Genomic DNA, 18,069 nt, shown 5'->3' with positions numbered 1-18,069 from the left:
GTATAATTAATTGACAGCCATAGCCTCCGCCACACAATCCCCTTTGATATACCAAGTTTTGGTGTCGGTAATACGCACTTGCACAAAGGTGCCAATCAGCTCCTGTGATCCTTCAAAATGCACCAGTTTGTTGCTGCGGGTACGACCAGATAGCACGTTGGCATTGTTCTTGCTTTCGCCTTCAACCAGCACCTCGACCACTTCACCCAGCATGCGGTCATTGCTGATGCGACTGTTCTCCTTAATGAGAGCGTTTAGTCGCTGCAAGCGATCGCTCTTAACCTCCATTGGCACATTGTCTTCCATGGCAGCGGCCGGCGTGCCTTCACGCGGAGAATAAATGAAGGTATACGCCATATCATAACCTACCTCGCGCACGAGGGACAGGGTTTCTTCGAATTGTTCATCAGTCTCCCCTGGGAAACCAACAATAATATCAGTAGTCAGCACGGCGCCCGGTACAGCAGCCTTGATCTTTCTGACCAGCTCCAAGTAGACTTCACGGGAATATTTTCGGCTCATTTTCTTCAGCACCGCCGTACTTCCTGATTGGACCGGAAGGTGGATATGCTCCACCAGGTTGCCGCCCTTGCCGAGCACTTCAACCAGTTTATCGTCAAAATCCCGCGGATGGGAGGTCATGAAGCGAATACGTGGAATATCGATCAGACGCATGTCGTCCATAAGATCTCCGAAGGTATAGTCGATATCGGTAAAATCCTTCCCGTATGCGTTCACATTTTGTCCCAGTAGGGTCACTTCTTTGAAGCCTTGACGAGCCAGATCCCGCACCTCGGCAATTACATCCTCCGGACGGCGGCTACGTTCCTTGCCCCGGGTATAAGGCACAATGCAGTAGGTGCAGAACTTGTCGCAGCCATACATGATGTTCACCCAGGCACGCATGCCTTCCCGCTTCTTGGGCAGATTCTCGATAATATCGCCTTCTTTGGACCATACCTCGATCACCAGTTCTTTGCTGAATACCGCTTCCTTAATCAGATGCGGCAGGCGATGGATATTATGCGTTCCAAAAATCATATCTACAAAGCCGTGCTTGGACATAATCCGGTTGACTACGCCCTCCTCCTGCGACATACAACCGCAGACACCCAGCAGTAGATCCGGATTCTCGGTCTTCAGATGCTTGAGATGTCCGAGTTCCCCAAAGACCTTGTCTTCGGCGTTCTCACGAATGGCACAAGTATTGAGCAGAATCAGATCCGCTTTCGTGCGGTCCTCAATACTGCGGTAGCCCATCTGCTCCAGCATACCCTTCATCGTCTCGGTATCATGCTCGTTCATTTGGCAGCCGTAGGTCGTTATATGATAGAACTTGCCCACACCAAAGCCGGACATTTCTTCCGGAATCGCAAATTCATAATGAACCTCGATCTCTTCCTTGCCACGGCGCTTTCCTTCCTTGTAATCAGGCTGGCTGTTAATCTGTACATTTCTGCCCTTGATGCGGTAAGTGGTTTTACCCTCTTCCTCACTGATGAGTTTCGCATCGCTAAAATCAAAGTATTTGGAATAATCCTTGACACTCTTGCCGGATTTTAAGTCCGGTGAGGGTTGACTCCCCTTAGTCATCTTGTCACGTCCTTTATTTAAATGAAGCTTCTTCATAAAGAATGGGTAGATTGCCATAATTCTTTGCTAATAAAAAATTATATCACAAGGAAGTAGTTCATTCCATCCATGCCCCTATTCCCTTTCTATAAAAACCATTTAATAGAATTAATATACTAATTTTGGTTATTTTGCCCATTTCCACTATTTAGTAAGCAACATAGTATGTATGGTGTACAAATTAAAAAACTCAGAGGTGATCTGAATACATGTCTCAGCCTAATATTCCAAATATAACTCCTAACGTGACTCTCACTAGAGACGATGCCGTGAACCTGATTTTATCTTCTATAGCTATGGAAGAACTGGGGATGAGCCACATTCTGAATGCTGAAGGTGAAAAGCTTCAGTATGTGCTCGGAACCCTGCCTGGCCTGACAGGGCCGCCAGCAACCATTGCCGATTTGCTATCTGTTAACCAAAGCGTTCGATCCACACTGGACAGTACAGCGCGCAACCAGATGTTCCTCCAGTCCAAGATGGAAGGAATATTGCAGGCTCCTACTCTTGTAGGACCAACCGGACCGGCTGGACCCACAGGGCCTGCTGGAGGTCCAGTTGGACCCACCGGTTCTGCCGGGCCTACTGGCGCTACCGGACCTGCGGGGCCTACGGGGGCAACTGGACTTGTAGGGCCTACGGGTGCTACGGGCCCGATCGGAGCTGGCTTAAGCGGCATTGTTCCTTTTGACCCATTCCTTGCACCTGGCTATATTCTTAATCAGGTTGTTTCCTACAACGGCAGCACATACATCGTCAACACGGTACCGCCTGTAGGCACACCGGGTACTTCCCCAGACTATACTCTGATCGCTGCCGCCGGCGCAACGGGCGCAACTGGACTACAGGGACCTACGGGTGCAACTGGACCGACAGGCGCTACTGGCCCAACTGGACCTGTAGGGGCTACAGGTGTGGGACTCACGGGCGTAGTAACCTATAATGCCGCGCTCGCTCCAGGGTATCCTGTGGGCCAGGTAGTTAGCTACAACGGCAGCACCTTTATTGTTAACAATGCTCCGCCAGTAGGTCTTCCCGGTGCATCAGCAGACTATACACTGCTTGCCGCACGTGGAGCTACCGGCAGCGCAGGCCCTGTAGGAGCTACCGGAGCTACCGGACCTACAGGTCTCACTGGACCTACGGGTCCGACAGGTGTAGGTTTGACCGGGATCGTCACATACAACGCCGCACTTGCTCCAGGATATCCTGTGGGCCAGGTCGTCACTTACAACGGTGGCACTTATATCGTCACAAGTGCTCCACCAGTGGGTACACCGGACGTCTCCCCTGACTACACCCAGTTAGCAGCACGTGGAGCTACCGGTGTTGCTGGACCCGTTGGACCCACAGGTTCAACCGGTGTTGCTGGACCCATTGGGGCCACAGGTAACCTTGGGCCAACAGGACCCACGGGTGCTACAGGAGCTACCGGTGTTACGGGCACTAGCGTAACGTCCAACTTCGCATTTGTACAAAATGCTTCAGGATCGATCGCTGTACTTCTGGGCTCAGGCAATGCCACATTCCCGGATAACCAGAATATTCCTGCGGGCATCACCATCAACGGTGCAAATGACACCTTGACAATCGCTAATGCTGGTAGCTATTTCATTAGCTACCGAATCAATTTGACAGGTTCTCTGCTTACATCTTCGCGCATCCTGTTGAACGGTGTTGCTGTCGCAGCCACAGCTACGGCTTCCGTTGCCACTACGGTCCTCGCAGCGGAAACAATCACAAACGTTCCTGCCGGGGCCACTATCCAGCTCAATGTAACCTCTACACTCACAGTCGGTCTTCAGGCGCCAGGTGCTACGCTGACCATCATTCGCCTCGTCTAAAAGATTACGGCAAGAATACCTCCAGGGTAGCTATATCTCTGGGGGTATTCTTTTTGTCTGTAAACAAAAGTTCACAGCCTCTCACCAGAACCATGGATCTAAATTCGCTGGTATTAAAGAAAAGCTGCTCCACAGTTGAAGATTCACCCTGTAAACAGCTTCAACTTTTATTCATTATAATCACTGCTCATTTCTTGCGGCCATTCCCAGTTCTTCCAACCAATTGGGGAACAGTTCGTGATTCAGGAACGGCATCGGTAGCTTACGATCTCTGCATCTATTCCTCTGTGCCATCTCTTGAGCATAGGAGCCGCTGTAATAATATCCCATCTGACGAAGCGCCTCCTGTGCAGCTAGACGGTGAAAGGTATTGCTAAATGGAAACTCAAGGATGCTTTTGTTCAACGTAGCAATCCATGACGGAAAGACCTCTGTCTGTGCATCGTCACACATGGCCCTTTCGGACGAAGAACGCTGGATCCGGCAAGCGAATCCGGCCATTTCGGCTTATACCTTAAGGTATGCACAAAAACCCAGAAAGTCACTTTACCGTCCATGATTACTTCACTCTATAAAAAAGGTGTCCAGCAGTGAAAACACTGCCGAACACCTTCTTTTCATCTAAATTTCGTTCCCGCCTACTCCAGCTCCAGGCAAAATCGAATCTCCTCTTGTCTTGCAGTGAAGCCCAGCGACTCATACAATTTCAATGCGGATGGGTTAGTTGTCAGAACCATTAATCGGGCCGAGGACAATCCATGGGACCCAGAATACAGCAGTGCTTGTGTCAGCAAATATTTTGCCACGCCCCGCTTTCGCCATGGCTCACGCACAAACACATCTTCAATGTACGCGTAATCATCCTCACGCCATACCATCAGACTGCCTACGATGGTCTCACCTTCACGAACCACCAGCGCCGTCCACAGGTCGTTACGCTTGTACTCAGCCAGCCTGTCGCTGCCTAGTGGCGTATCGGGCCATATCTCAGCCTCCAGCGTCAAATAATCCTCTTCCTCCTGAGCTGTTGCCATCTGCCAATGCTTCATTTCCAGACCTGCCGGCAGCGTCAGTTCCGAAAGAGGCAATCCCAAATCACGGTTCATACTGAACAGGCTGTTCAGATGGCGAAAGCTATGCCGTTCTTTGAAAAATTGATTATTAGCTTGTTCTTCCGAATCATTACCTACGCACAAGAGCGTTGAATATTCGGTAGGAAGCGTTGCCTTAAGCCCCAAAGCTCTGGCATACAGCAGCTCGTAGAGATGATCCAGCAATTCAAAATCATGTTCCCATTCCGGCACAGCCTTAAGGTTCATATAGATCGAATGGTAGGCTTCCGAAGGACGTCCCGGCGGCACGATGTTAATGATGCTCACCTGTCCCTTGGCGATCATCACACCTTGTCTGAACGCACAGAATACATTGCCCCAGTTCGCCTGATCCCCCACCCACCAAAAGACAGCATGTTCCCTTGCCGTTATAGAGCGGAACAATCCTTCCAGCAGCGGCATATCAGCTTCCTGGAAATTACGGATCTCAACGTCATGCAAAGTATCGGTAGATAAATGACTCAAATAAGTAGCTCCTTTGCCAGTCATGATAAATACTTGAATTCATCATAAACCACTCTGGCCTGCGCAGAAGCATACTCTTTATTTAAAACTAAATTATACCTAAACGCTGCTAGAAAAAACTCCGTTCAGACAGTGTTCGACGTTAATTAATACAAGGTGCTAGTTGATTGCTGAGTGTATGGGAGAATCTCATCTGTTCTGCCTTCTTGTACCTTATTTGGCCAAGCCGGATCACTAATTAGCGCTCTACCCACGGCAACAAGATCAAATTCCTCTCGATCCAGGCGTTCCAGTAGACGCTCTAGATTGTCCTCATCACTCTTCTCCTTATCCGGGATCAGGAAGTCACTATCGAGACCTACGGAGCCTACAGTGATGGTCGGCTTGCCTGTGATCTTTTTGGTCCAGCCCGCCAGGTTCAGCTCGGAGCCTTCGAACTCTGGCAGCCAGAATCGACGTGTCGAGCAGTGGAAAATATCAACACCAGCCTGTACCAACGGGGCCAGGAAGCGCTCAAGCTCCTCCGGCGTATCCACCAGCTTGGCGGAATAATTGCCCGCTTTCCATTGTGAGAAACGCAACACAATCGGGAAATCCGGACCAACCGCGCGGCGGCAAGCCTCAATAACCTCTACCGCAAACGTTGTGCGGCCTACTAGGTCGCCACCGTAGCGGTCAGTACGCTTGTTGGTTCGCTCCCAGAAGAACTGGTCAATCAGATAGCCGTGTGCCCCGTGCAGCTCGATCCCGTCAAAACCAGCTGCTTTAGCGTCGGCAGCAGCTTGAGCAAAGGCAGCTACCAAGCCTTCGATCTCGGCTGTAGTTAGCGGTTCTGTAACCTGCTCTCCGGCCAGGTTCAGGCCTGATGGGCCAACCGGCAGAGCTTCAGGGTTCGGCAGCGCGCCAATCGGGCGTTCCAGGCCGACATGCCAGAGCTGCGGGATGATTTTGCCGCCTGCCTCATGGACTTCAGCAGCAACCTTTGCCCAACCCTTGAGCGCCGCTTCCCCATGGAAATTAGGGATACGCGGACTGCTGACCGCAGACGGATGATTAATCGCTGTTCCTTCGGTGACAATCAGACCGACTCCACCTTCTGCCCGCCGGCGATAGTAAGCCGCTACATCATCACCTGGAACTCCGTCCGGCGAGAATGCTCTAGTCATCGGTGCCATTACAATTCGGTTAGCCAGCTTCAGGTTGCCAGCTGTAACAGGTTCAAACAATAATTTAGTAGTCATAAGTAACCTCCATAATTTAATTTAATGTAATTACTTTTTGTAAGCATATTATCTCGCTATTTAGGACAAATTGCAAATTATCCGTTAATACCCACCGAATTACTATGACAAATAAAGAAAATGCTTGACTTGGCTCGAGTCTTTCGGCTGGCGCTTGTGGGGTCGCTGGCAGATCGCGCCTCGGGGCCGGTCACTTGTGGCTGGTCTCTTGGTGATTATTAGCTAACGGCTGCTTGCTCACTGGTCCTCACTCGTAGCTCGCGACTGCTCACTCATGATCGTCTCTGGTGGCTTTCAGTTGCAGCTGCTCTCTTATGATCGTCGCTGGTGGCTCGCAGTTGCGGCTGATCTCTCATGGTCGTCTCTGGCGGCTCACAGTTGCAACTGATCTCTCATGATCGTCGCTGGTGACTCACAGTTGCGGCTGGTCTCTCATAATTGTCGCTGGTGGCTCGGGGCTCGTCGGATCTGGCGATTCGAAATAACGACCTTTTTGCACCTTAATTAAAGATATAATTAGAATAATAGGAAAATAGATGCAAAAATGCACTCTAATTTCGCAGATATAGCCTCTTTTCAGGCTACGCTGGAAAATTAACATACATTTTTGACCTTAATTCCTTTTTTCTTATGTTTTCATACGAATTAAGGTACATATTTGCCTCTATTTCTTAATTCATCGACCTTCTAGCCCGGGTAACTGTTCACTAGAGCAAAAAGGTTGTCGCAAAAGCGATGAAACGACCGCAATGAAATGATTGCGCTGGCTTTAGCTTGCCCACAATCTACTGAAGCAAGCCGCGGATGACCAAAAAAGCAGAACCGCGATTTCCCAATAACAGGAGAATCGCGGTTCTGTTGGCTCTATGGTTTTGAGTTGTTCTTCTATAAGAACAAACAGTTATCTTTCAAGCAACACTCGAGAGTCCTTGCCAGCGACCACTGATAGCCACTGAGCCTTCTTTTCGCTGTCCACATTCGCCTTTTTACGGCAGACGTAAACTACCGCAGGCGGGAAATTCAACGGAACGAACGTAGTACTCTGGATCTCGAAAAATGGCTTCAAGTCCTTTTGAATCGAATTAAAATAATTGAAGAACACGAACAGCCCATCATCCTTCAGGGAAGCGAAAGCTTGTGACAGCATCTGCTTCCTCTGTTTGCTTCCCATACTCCATAACGGAAGACCGCTCACAATGCAATCCAGCTTCTCCAACCTGCCGTTATGAAGCGCCAAGCGCAGCCGGGAGCTGTCCGGATAATACCGATAGCCAGGAAACCGGAGTTTCAGACGCCGGCGGAGCTCCGGATCTTTCTCAAATAAAAGAACTTGCATAGGCTGCTGTTGTAAAGGCGGCAGATGTTGGGTGACCGCGCCTGTGCCTGCTCCAAGCTCTGCCAGAGAGTTCACCCGTTCCCAGGGAATGGGCTCGAGCAACGCTTGTGCCAACCTGCGCGAACTAGGAAAAACATTCCCTGTCGATAAAGGGGACTGGAGGAATTTATACAGAAACAACAATCGCTCTTTGAGTCCTCTGAACATATGCCGCCTCCTCTCTATGCGTCTTTTTATTAAGTATTACCCTTTGCGTAAATAACATGTCGTTTTGTTAAAAGTTTTCAACTTCTCTGACCTTACGCTTCTTCCACACGATCTCGTAGAGAACCGGAACAACAATCAGCGTAAGCAAGGTGGAAGTGAATAGACCGCCGATCACCGTCACTGCCAAGCCGCCAGAGATCAGACTTGTAGAGGAACCTGATAATGCCAGTGGCATCAGGGCCAGCATTGTCGCCAGTGCGGTCATCAGAATCGGTCTAAGCCGTGTTTTGCAAGCCTCGACAATGGCCTCGGTGATCGGTTGGCCGCTCTTACGATTCTTTTCTACACGGTCAAGCAGAACGACAGCGTTCGTGACAACAATTCCGACCAACATCAGCATGCCTATCATTCCGCTCATGGACAAGGCTTGCCCTGTAATCAACAATGCTCCCAGAGAACCGACCGGAATGAAGATCAGAGAAGACAGGATAATCAGCGGGGTAACCACACCGCCAAAGGTGATGCTCATTACCAGAAACACAAGTCCAACCGCTGCTGCCATTGCAATACCAAGGTTCGTAAAGCCCTCCTTCATCATCGCCATGCCGCCGCCATAGCTGACTTCAACGCTATCAGGCAGGGATAGGGCGGCAATATCCTTTTGCACCTCACGGGTGACAACGGATGTGTTGTCTCCTTTTACAGTCCCCGTAACTTTCGCATAGGTTTTGCCATCATTATGGTTAACTGTAACCAGAGCCTCACGAACTGAGATATCGGCTACATCGCCCAAGGTCTGCATTCCGCCGGACGTAGGCACCGGAATGCTCTTGAGCGCCTCCAGCGAGGTAATTTGCTGACGGTAGGACAGTGTGACCGTTTGTTCCTTGCTGTCCAGTGTATAGGTCCCTGCATGTACAGGCTTGAGCTGTTCTGTTACTGCCTGCATGAGCACATAAGGGCTAACATTCTCATCTATCCCTTTTTGATTGAGGGTAAGCTCCCATTTCGGAGTTACCTCGTTCATATTGTTCGTAACATCCTTGAGATTGCTATTTTGCCCCATCAGATCCTCGACTTGCTTGGAGGCCTTGGACAAATCGTCCATATTATCTGAATAGAGACTGACATCAATATTGATACCGGTAGGCAGACCCTGCTGCTCGCCCGCCTTGACTGACACTGTCGTGCCGGGAATGACTTTCTCCACCAGCGCCGGCAGGTCAGCCTGAGCCTTGTCAATAATAGCCTCCATGTCGGCACTCTTCGCAAATTGCGCCGTCACTGTAGCCTGATTGGCCGCACTGCCTGAGGATCGCATCGGATTACCAGAGGAGCCGCCAATAGCGACCTGGTAATTCGTCACCCCGGCAAGATTTTTGACATAACCCTCTACTTCTTTACTAACCCTATCACCCTGTTCTGTGCCACTTCCCGCTGGAAGCGCCAGCTGTATTGAAGCCGTTGGCACAGAATCTGCCGGTAGAAATGCTACGCCGAGCAAAGGAATGGAGCTAAGCGAGCCAGCAAGAAGTACCAGTGACAGAATCATAACCAGCCACTTGCGTTTCAGCGCAGCGTTAATCAGGCGCTCGTATAGGCCTGTAAGTCTGCTTTCGCTCTTATGCGGCTTTACCTTTTTGAAGAAAGAGGCACCGAGCACTGGAATAAGCATTACAGCGACCAGCAGACTCGCCACAATAGAAATCACGACGGCGAGAGAAAACGGACGGAAGAACTCGCCAATCACGCCGCTCACGAAGCCAAGTGGAGCAAATACCACCACTGTGGCAAGCGTCGAGGAAAGGACTGGGCTGATCACTTCCTTGGTCGCCCGGTAAGTTAATTCCTTGCTCTTCAGCGAAGTGCCTTTCTCTTGACGCCATCTGTAAATATTCTCAATGACCACGATACTATCATCGACTATACGTCCTATGGATACGGCAATCCCACCCAGTGTCATAATATTCAGGGTGTATCCCATTTGATTCATCACTGCGATTGTGGCAAAAATGGAGATTGGCAGTGACAGAATAGAGATAAGCGTTGCCCGTACATTGCGCAGGAACAGGAAGATAATAATGATGCAGAATAATGCCCCGTACAATCCTTCCCGAATCAAAGAATTGACCGATTCCTTGATTTCCTCTCCCTGGTTCGAAATCACATGAGCTTCTATATGATCACTCTTGTAGGAATCCAGCAAATTTTGAACTGCATCGCCTACATCAGCTGTGTTGGCATCCTGGTTCTTGACCACTTCCAGCACCAGACTCGGTTGCCCATTGTAACGTGTAATTTCATCGACTTGTGCAGAGCTGGTTACCGTTGCAATATCGGAAAGCTTGATCACAGCTGGTGTCGTAACCACCTGACCGCCTGGGACTGCGCCTCTCCCTTGTTGCGGCCCAGCTCCGCCAGAAGAACCAGGTCCAGCTGCCATGCCCCCACCTTGTCCACCGGCTGGACCGAGCGGTAAATCCTTGATTTGCTGCAGAGTAGTAGCTGAGCCTGAGAGTCGAATAGGAATCGTGGTCTCACCCTCGGATACATTACCAAGCGGCAACGCATAATTTAAGCCCTGCAAAGCTGTCTGGATGGAGCTCAATGAGATCCCCAGTCTGGAAGCCTTCTCTTTGTCAACGACAATTTGCAATTGGTCCGAAGCTGCTCCTTTCAGTGTCACAGAGCTGACGCCTTCAAGCTTCTGCAAAGCCGGAACTACATCGTCCTCAAGCTTCCGGGTCAATTTCTCAGAGTCATTGCCTGTAGAGAAGATTGCCGCCTGGTAGATCGGCATCGCACCCGCCGAAAGACGCTGCACGCTCACCTTGGCATTCTCTGGTAGCTTCAATTTTGCCAGCGAAGCCTCAATATCCGTAGATAATTTGTCCATGTCGGAACCGAATGGAAACTGGATCGAGATGCTGGACGCATTCTCTGTCGAAGTACTCGTTAAGGAATCATACCCGGCAAAATTCTTCAGGCTATCCTCAATCGGTTTTGTAACCCCTGTCTCCATCTCTTCTGTCGATGCCCCAGGATTAATCGCCTGGATAAACACCGCAGGAAATTCAATATCCGGGAAAGTCTGTTGCTTGATCTGTGTCGCTGAATATGCGCCATAGCCCATAATAAGGGCAAACAGGATCAGCACAGCCACTGAATTTTTCAAACTGATTTTACTTAAAAAGTTCATTCTTCTCTCCTCCTCTATCTGACCACAGTATAAAGCCCGAATTTGTCCTCAATGTGAACTGAGGATTACAATTCGGGCTTGTAGTAGAATTGGGGGAGCTGAACAGAGACCGTAGTTCCTTTTCCCTGAGTGCTGGCGATTTCAATCTGACCCTTATGCAGGTCGACAATTCGTTTGACGATAGATAATCCGAGGCCGCTGCCGCCAACTTTCCGCTCTCTGGATTTATCCACTTTATAGAAGGGTTTGAAAATATGATGGAGTTCATCCTCAGGAATCCCTGATCCGGTATCAGATATCTCCACCTGCACCTGCTCTCCAGTTAAAGAGACTTTAATGTCAATGGTTCCGCCGTTGTTGGTATGTTTAATACTGTTACTTAACAAATTGCTCCATATTTGACTCAAGCGGTCTTCATCCGCTTCTATAGTTACCGGCAGCACATCAAGATTAACTGTCATCTCTTTGCTGGACCACTGCGGCTCCAGCGAAATGACCACTTGACGAAGCTGCTCATCCAGAGAGAATTTTCCCGGGGACAGCTGCATATGCTCATATTCCAGTGTGGAGAGTTGCAGCAAATCACCACTCAGTCTGGACAAGCGGTCGCTCTCGGCTTCGATGATATCCAGCAGTCGCATGCGGGTCTGTTCATCAAGCTGCTTGTATTTAAGCGCCTGCGTGAACCCCTTAATGGATGTCAATGGTGACTGAATTTCATGGGATACATCCGACACGAATTGCTTGCGGCTTTCTTCGAGCATGCCCAGTTCCCGGGCCATAACGTTAAAGCTTTGGGTCAGTTGGCCGATCTCGTCACTGCGCTTGCTGCTGAGACTGACACTGAAATCTCCTTTGGCCATTCTCCGGGTCGCCCGGGTCAAGCGCCGGAGTGGCTGAACAATATACCTGGCGGCAATCAGAATGAACAGACTACCGAAGCCTAGAATGAACAGCAATTGGGATTTCAGGAAGCCGGCGATCATGCCCACTAGCTCGTTGGCCTCAGGTGTGATAAATAATGCGCCAGGAGATCCATTCACAGTCAGTGGAAGGCCAACCGTCATGCCACCCTCACCTTTATTAAATTCACTGCGAAAAACACCCCCATGCAAGACCTCCGAAACATGGGCGGCTTCCAGCTCTAACTGCCTTTGTTTAACGTCACTGCTCACATAAAGCAGTTTCCCCTTGCTATCGTACATATGTACATCATAGCGCGGAAGAGAGGAGATGCCTGTCATTAGGTAATCCAGGTCTCCTCCCTCTGCCTGCTCATAGGCCTTGATCATCATTTTTCCACTGGATATCATATGATCCTGCATCGCATTCTTGATTTGTTCCACATAGATGCGATTTATCAACAGAGATGCTACGAAAATACTCAGGATAACGGCACCTAAAAAGGTTAGTACGACCCGGACATACAGTGACTTAATCATGCATAACCTCCAGCCGGTAACCTACACCTCGCAGCGTAACAATCCGGAAGTCACCGCTATGTGGCTGAAACCGGTCCCGCAGCCGTTTGATATGTGTATCGACGGTTCGCTCATCGCCAAAATACTCATAGCCCCAAATCTGGCGGATCAGCATATCACGTGTGAAGATTTGACCCGGGTAACTTGCCAACTTCCATAACAGCTCGAATTCCTTAAGCGGCAAAGTAGTCAATTGACCGGTATCCTCATGCAGGACATGATATCCCCTCTTGTCTAACGTAATTCTGCCCAGCTTGATGGTATGGGATATGGAAATACCGTATCGTTTCAGCAGCGCCTTGACTCTCATGACCATCTCCATCGGATCAAACGGCTTAACGAGGTAGTCATCGGTGCCCAGTCGAAAACCCTTGATTTTGTCGGCGGGTTCACCTTTGGCTGTAATCATCAGGACCGGTCTGTCACCAGCTTCCCGAACCCGTCTGCACAGTTCCCATCCGTCCATACCGGGCATCATAATATCTATAATTACGAGATCGACATTATGTTTCTCGTAATAACTCCAGGCATCCGCGCCATTGCTTGCCTCTACAATTTCCATGCCTTCATCCTTCAGAAAAAGGCTAACCAGTTCTCGAATATGCGCCTCATCATCGGCCACCATAATTGTTGTCACGCTGTACCACACCTCATCCAGTTGTTTTCCCTGAAAATCATCACTTTAGTATATCGGCCTAATTTGTACTGAAAGTGAACGGAACATTACAACCTAACGATACATTAGGATTTTACATGGAGTAAGGTTGTCATTGCTTCTGCCAGCGCTACTGGAGTAACTTATAGTACCGCGATTATGGAAAAAATTCCTGATGCAGAAATCGCCGAATTATTTATCCTGGGATTCCACGGCATGACCACCGAACTCGTTACGCAGCGCTGCAACCACCTTGCCGGTAAAAGTATCCGTCTCCAGCGAACGGTAACGCATCAGCAGCGACATGGCGATAACCGGTGTAGCCGCCTGAAGATCAAAGGCAGTTTCCAGCGTCCACCGACCTTCACCAGAGGAATGCATCACGCCTTTAATCTCCTCCAGCTTGGCATCTTTGGAGAAAGCGCGTTCCACCAGCTCCATCAGCCAGGAACGGATGACAGAGCCATTATTCCATACCCGAGCCACCTGTTCGAAGTTGAAATCAAATCCGCTTTTCTCCAGAACCTCGAAGCCTTCTCCGATCGCAGCCATCATCCCATATTCAATCCCGTTATGCACCATCTTCAGGAAATGCCCGCTGCCAGATTTGCCTGCATAGAGATATCCATTCTCTACCGAAGTATCCCGGAACAGCGGCTCGACAATCGCCCATGCCTCCGGATCGCCGCCAATCATGTAACAGGCGCCGTTCCGAGCACCTTCCATTCCACCCGATGTTCCAGCATCCATGAAGCTGATTCCATGCTGGTGCAGGGCCTCATAACGGCTAATGGACTGCTTGTAATGGGAGTTCCCCGCTTCAATGACGATATCACCTTGTGATAACAGCGGAGTCAGCTCAGCGATCACATTGTCAACGACCTGATGGGGGACCATGATCCAGAGAATGCGAGGCTTCTCTAATTTGCTCACAAGCTCTGCCAGGCTTGCTGCACCTTCCGCTCCACTCTTGATCATTTCTTCCACAGCTGGTGTATTCAGGTCGAACGCCGCTACCTCATGACCGTGTTCCAACAAATTCAACCCCAGGTTGAAGCCCATTTTTCCAAGTCCGATTAATCCTACCTTCATCAAAATTCCCTCCTGTGTATGATCATGTATGGTCTAAAGCTTACCCAAATTGGTGCATAGAAAAAGAACATCCAGGGGCTTCAAGCCCCTGGACGCGGTTAGAAATTACAGAACACCGGCCGGTACGGATTGAATCCCTTGAACCTCAAGCTCCTCTGTCTCGTCCAGCCACCAGTGGTCGTCACCAAGCAGCTCAGCAGCTGCAGCAGGACCGTGGGAGCCAGCAGCATAGCTGTGCAACTCCAGAAGCCCTTCTTCCATCGCTTCTTGGATCGGCTGCACCCACTGCCAGGACAGCTCCACTTCATCCCAATGGGCAAAGAAGGTGGAGTCACCGCGGAGGGCGTCATAAATGAGGTTCTCGTAAGATTCCGGAATTTCCGGGTTACCGAGCTGATAATTGATGCGGACAGGTTCCAGCTTGCCGGTACGAAGCGGATCTTTGGTGTTGAGCTGCAACGTAATAGCTTCATTCGGACTGATATCAATAATCAGCAGGTTAGGGTCAGTGTTCCCTTTATTCAGATTGTTATAATCATTAAGTGGTTCTTTGAATTCAATGACAATTCGCGTGGACTTTTCTTTCATTCGTTTCCCGGTCCGAATATAGATCGGTACCTCGTTCCACATCGCATCTTCAATCCAAAGGCGGGCAGCAATGTAAGTCTCATTCCGCGAGCTGGAGTCAATTCCCGGTTCCTCCAGATAGCCTGGTACTGGATTGCCCTTGATTTCCCCGGCTGCATATTGTCCCAGAACGACGTTATGCGCAAGGTCCTCTTTTATCAACGGACGAAGAGATTCCATTACATACCGTTTCTTGTTGCTGACATCTTCCGGCGTGCTTCCTTTAGGAAGCTGCATGGCTGTCATCATCAATAGCTGGAGCATGTGATTCTGGAACATATCCCGCAGCGCGCCGGATTTATCGTAATAACCGGCCCGTTCTTCTACCCCAACCGTTTCGCTCGCTGTAATCTGCACATTGGCAATATAACGGTTTTTCCAAAGTGCTCTCAGCACTGGGTTAGAATATTTGAGCACTTCCAGATTCTGCACCATTGGCTTACCTAGGAAGTGGTCAATCCGGAAAATCTCTTCTTCTTTAAATGCTGCCGACAGGCTCTCATTCAGCACTCTCGCTGACGCCAGATCCGTACCGAACGGCTTCTCGATCACCAGGCGCTTCCAGCCCTTCGTCGAGCCAAGTCCACTGGTATTGATGTTCGCCGCAATTTCCCCGAAAAATTCAGGACCGACCGACAGATAAAACATTCGATTCTCAGGAATGCCGAGGGCTTCTTCCCGAGCCTTGACATGTCCCAGCAGCTTCACATAGTCTTCTGGGCGGCCTACGTCGAGCACTGTATATTCAAAAGCCTGAATGAACGTTTGTAGCGCTTCGGAATCCTCTGCTGGTTTCCTTGAGAAGGTTTGAAGGGAATTCAATACCTGTGCTTGAAACGCTTCGTTCGACAGTTCCCGTCTGCCGAGGCCGATTACAGATAAAGGTGGAGAGATCTTACCATCTAAAAACAGGTTATATAAAGCGGGATATATTTTCCGTTTTGCCAAATCTCCGGTAGCGCCAAATAGCACAAAAGTTGATGATTCCACTTTAATTCCTCCTGTTGTTAATAAATATTTATGAGGTTACTATTAATTACTTCTTAACTTTTATATCACACATCATACGACGATAATGTCCATTCGTCAACATCATTTCGACATTTACAGGAGTTATTGTTTTCACTATACTATGTTATAGTAAGAAAGCTATTTATAATAACCACTGAAGGATGAACCCTTATGAATGAAGAGTCAAAGCCACTCCAGGAAAGCGCCGAACTCGCCTACCATATCATAGGTAAGAAGTGGGTCAATCTCATTGTACACGTGCTGATGGAAGGGTCCAAACGGTTCAATGAACTAAATGCCATGGTTCCTGGCCTCAGCAAACGGATGCTGAATGAGCGTCTCAAAGAGCTGGAGGAATCCGGCATTCTGAAGCGTCATGTCATTCCGGATCGGCCTGTCCGCACAGAATACACTTTGACCGAGAAGGGCAAAGAACTCGGCGATGCCTTAGGCCATGTTGAGGCGTGGGGAATAAAATGGCTCTGAGCGCAGACTCCATGCACTTCCTTTTATATGGTTGTTTTTGCATATCTACTAATTATAACTCAAAAGCGCCTTAGAGCAAAACTTAATGGAATCTCTGTGCATATCTTATGAAGAATCTCGGAGCGAGCTCAGAGCCACAATTCAAAAAAGGCGCCCCACAGCCATTATGGCTTGGGACACCTGGCGATTTATCATTCGACACGTTGAACGATCTCTAGCAGCGCTCTCAAATGGTTAAATGAAACTCTGTGCCTGCAATTCTTCTTCTATTCTTGTCGCTCATAGTTCTCCTGTATAGCCCCTCTGATCCTCTTCCAGGCCAACCCACCACCAAACCTCTGCCTCTTCGTTAGAGCGTATTCATAGTTAGAATAATATTAGCTTACTACTAATTAAATGTTATCTTATACCAAATATGTTGATATATCATCCAAAACTCAATGATAGCTCATGATCTATTGAGTCATGCTGCTAATAACTCAGCGTCATTTCCCAAAGATCTATGCGGAATTTATGAATTAGCATTATGAACCTTCCTCTGTCCTAACAGGGATTTATAAATTCATAGCGTTCGTGTCATAAGTTCGCTTTAACTAGTTCTGTACTTTCTCCAGTTCGGCCAGCATCTCCAGCAGCATTATTCCGCTGAGCTGTGAACTTAACTGGATGACCTCACCATTGGCACGATTCCAATCCGTGCCGAACAGCGCCCAGCCGCCGGATTTCCCGTGCGCCCAGAGTAGATCCCCATTGGCGCGGAGGAAATCCGCAGGCGCGCCAAACCCGCGATCGACCTTGCATAGCTCGGCCATGTAGCGGACCAGGATGCCTTTGAACAGCCCGGCATCCCCGCCGCCTTCATCCGGCAAGCCGCCATGCCCGGCTTCCGCAAGCTCCGCCACCGCCGCCTGGAAGGTGCGGCGGGCATCATCCAGATAACCGTCATCACCGGTAATCCGGTACAGCTCTATGGCTGCGCCGATGTACACCCCTTGGTTGTAGGTGAACTTCCAGTCCTTGTCGATGCCACCGTCCCCGGCTCGGTTCATTCCATCCCAGACGAAACCTGTCTCTGCGTCAACCAGGTGCCCTTTTAGCCACGTGTAGATCCGCTGGGCCCAGTTCAAGGCTTCGGCATCGCCGAAGGCCTGATACAGACGAGTCGCTAGAATCACTGCCGGCGCATTGGCGGGCGTGTTCTTATAATCCAGCTGTGATTTTTGCCAGGCAATACCACCGTCCATATGCTCATTCCAACCAGTCAGAATATCCTTCCAGAGGATAAGCACCGTTTCTTTGTAAGTCTCCTGGCCTGTAGCCTGATAAGCCCGTAACCAAGCCAAGGCCATCCATTCCATGTCATCATACAATTCATTGGGCCACACTCCGCCATTACGCTTCAACAGCCCTTGATGCATGGAGGCCAGATGAGCAGCATAACGGTTGTCACCTGTTCGCAGCAGTCCATCCACAAGGACGTCTACAGCATGGGCCATCCACCAGTAGTGAAAAATCGTATTGCATTCCCCATTCGGACAAGGTGTCTCGATGTTGTACATCCCGATGTCATCATTCCAGAATAGCGTATCCAGTGCTTCCTGCGCCTGATCCGCTCGTTCCTCCCACAATTTAAGCTTTAATTGATTCATATGCTTCTCTCCCTGATCACCCGGTTCTTCTC

At 49.5% G+C, this 18,069-nt stretch carries 13 protein-coding genes; 2 read left to right on the top strand and 11 right to left on the bottom strand.

What is annotated here, in order from left to right:
* Positions 1 to 6: 6 nt before the first annotated feature.
* Positions 7 to 1,593: a tRNA (N6-isopentenyl adenosine(37)-C2)-methylthiotransferase MiaB gene (gene miaB / locus ACFORK_RS06835; RefSeq protein ID WP_379196938.1), complete on the bottom strand. Its 1,587-nt coding sequence runs from the start codon at positions 1,591 to 1,593 to the stop codon at positions 7 to 9.
* 248 nt (positions 1,594 to 1,841) lie between these two features.
* Here miaB and ACFORK_RS06830 point away from each other — a divergent pair, with 248 nt between their 5' ends.
* A complete protein-coding gene (locus ACFORK_RS06830) occupies positions 1,842 to 3,476 on the top strand; it encodes an alpha-helical endospore appendage domain-containing protein (protein WP_379196936.1) in 1,635 nt (544 codons plus the stop codon).
* Between the two features lie 180 nt (positions 3,477 to 3,656).
* Here the strand turns inward: ACFORK_RS06830 and ACFORK_RS06825 are convergent, their stop codons facing one another.
* The 9 genes from ACFORK_RS06825 to zwf form a co-directional block, all read right to left on the bottom strand.
* Positions 3,657 to 3,881 (bottom strand): hypothetical protein, encoded by a 225-nt coding sequence (locus ACFORK_RS06825; protein WP_379196934.1) that lies wholly within the window; start codon positions 3,879 to 3,881, stop codon positions 3,657 to 3,659.
* 233 nt (positions 3,882 to 4,114) lie between these two features.
* Positions 4,115 to 5,077 (bottom strand): GNAT family N-acetyltransferase, encoded by a 963-nt coding sequence (locus tag ACFORK_RS06820; protein WP_379196932.1) that lies wholly within the window; start codon positions 5,075 to 5,077, stop codon positions 4,115 to 4,117.
* A gap of 122 nt (positions 5,078 to 5,199) precedes the next feature.
* Positions 5,200 to 6,294, bottom strand: coding sequence for an NADH:flavin oxidoreductase (locus ACFORK_RS06815; protein WP_379196930.1), 1,095 nt, complete (start codon positions 6,292 to 6,294; stop codon positions 5,200 to 5,202).
* Positions 6,295 to 7,195: 901 nt separating this feature from the next.
* Positions 7,196 to 7,837 (bottom strand): class I SAM-dependent methyltransferase, encoded by a 642-nt coding sequence (locus ACFORK_RS06810; RefSeq protein ID WP_379196928.1) that lies wholly within the window; start codon positions 7,835 to 7,837, stop codon positions 7,196 to 7,198.
* A gap of 67 nt (positions 7,838 to 7,904) precedes the next feature.
* Complete coding sequence (locus ACFORK_RS06805; protein WP_379196926.1) at positions 7,905 to 11,036, bottom strand: efflux RND transporter permease subunit; 3,132 nt, start codon at positions 11,034 to 11,036, stop codon at positions 7,905 to 7,907.
* Between the two features lie 65 nt (positions 11,037 to 11,101).
* On the bottom strand, positions 11,102 to 12,478 hold the full coding sequence (locus ACFORK_RS06800; protein WP_379196924.1) for a HAMP domain-containing sensor histidine kinase: 1,377 nt from the start codon (positions 12,476 to 12,478) through the stop codon (positions 11,102 to 11,104).
* Positions 12,471 to 13,154, bottom strand: coding sequence for a response regulator transcription factor (locus tag ACFORK_RS06795; RefSeq protein WP_379196922.1), 684 nt, complete (start codon positions 13,152 to 13,154; stop codon positions 12,471 to 12,473). The genes ACFORK_RS06800 and ACFORK_RS06795 overlap by 8 nt, the downstream gene beginning before the upstream one ends.
* 210 nt (positions 13,155 to 13,364) lie before the next feature.
* Complete coding sequence (gene gnd, locus ACFORK_RS06790; RefSeq protein WP_379196920.1) at positions 13,365 to 14,264, bottom strand: phosphogluconate dehydrogenase (NAD(+)-dependent, decarboxylating); 900 nt, start codon at positions 14,262 to 14,264, stop codon at positions 13,365 to 13,367.
* A 105-nt stretch (positions 14,265 to 14,369) separates the two neighbouring features.
* Positions 14,370 to 15,881 (bottom strand): glucose-6-phosphate dehydrogenase, encoded by a 1,512-nt coding sequence (zwf, locus tag ACFORK_RS06785; RefSeq protein ID WP_379196918.1) that lies wholly within the window; start codon positions 15,879 to 15,881, stop codon positions 14,370 to 14,372.
* A 192-nt stretch (positions 15,882 to 16,073) separates the two neighbouring features.
* Between zwf and ACFORK_RS06780 the strand changes: the two genes are divergently transcribed.
* Positions 16,074 to 16,388, top strand: coding sequence for a winged helix-turn-helix transcriptional regulator (locus ACFORK_RS06780; protein ID WP_379196916.1), 315 nt, complete (start codon positions 16,074 to 16,076; stop codon positions 16,386 to 16,388).
* A 593-nt stretch (positions 16,389 to 16,981) separates the two neighbouring features.
* Here ACFORK_RS06780 and ACFORK_RS06775 read toward each other — a convergent pair.
* On the bottom strand, positions 16,982 to 18,037 hold the full coding sequence (locus ACFORK_RS06775; RefSeq protein WP_379196914.1) for a glycoside hydrolase family 76 protein: 1,056 nt from the start codon (positions 18,035 to 18,037) through the stop codon (positions 16,982 to 16,984).
* Between the last annotated feature and the right edge of the window lie 32 nt (positions 18,038 to 18,069).

It is taken from the genome of Paenibacillus sp. GCM10012306 (assembly GCF_042649265.1).
Classification (GTDB): Bacteria; Bacillota; Bacilli; order Paenibacillales; family Paenibacillaceae; genus Paenibacillus_AQ.
This window is presented reverse-complemented; position numbering and strand designations above follow the sequence as displayed.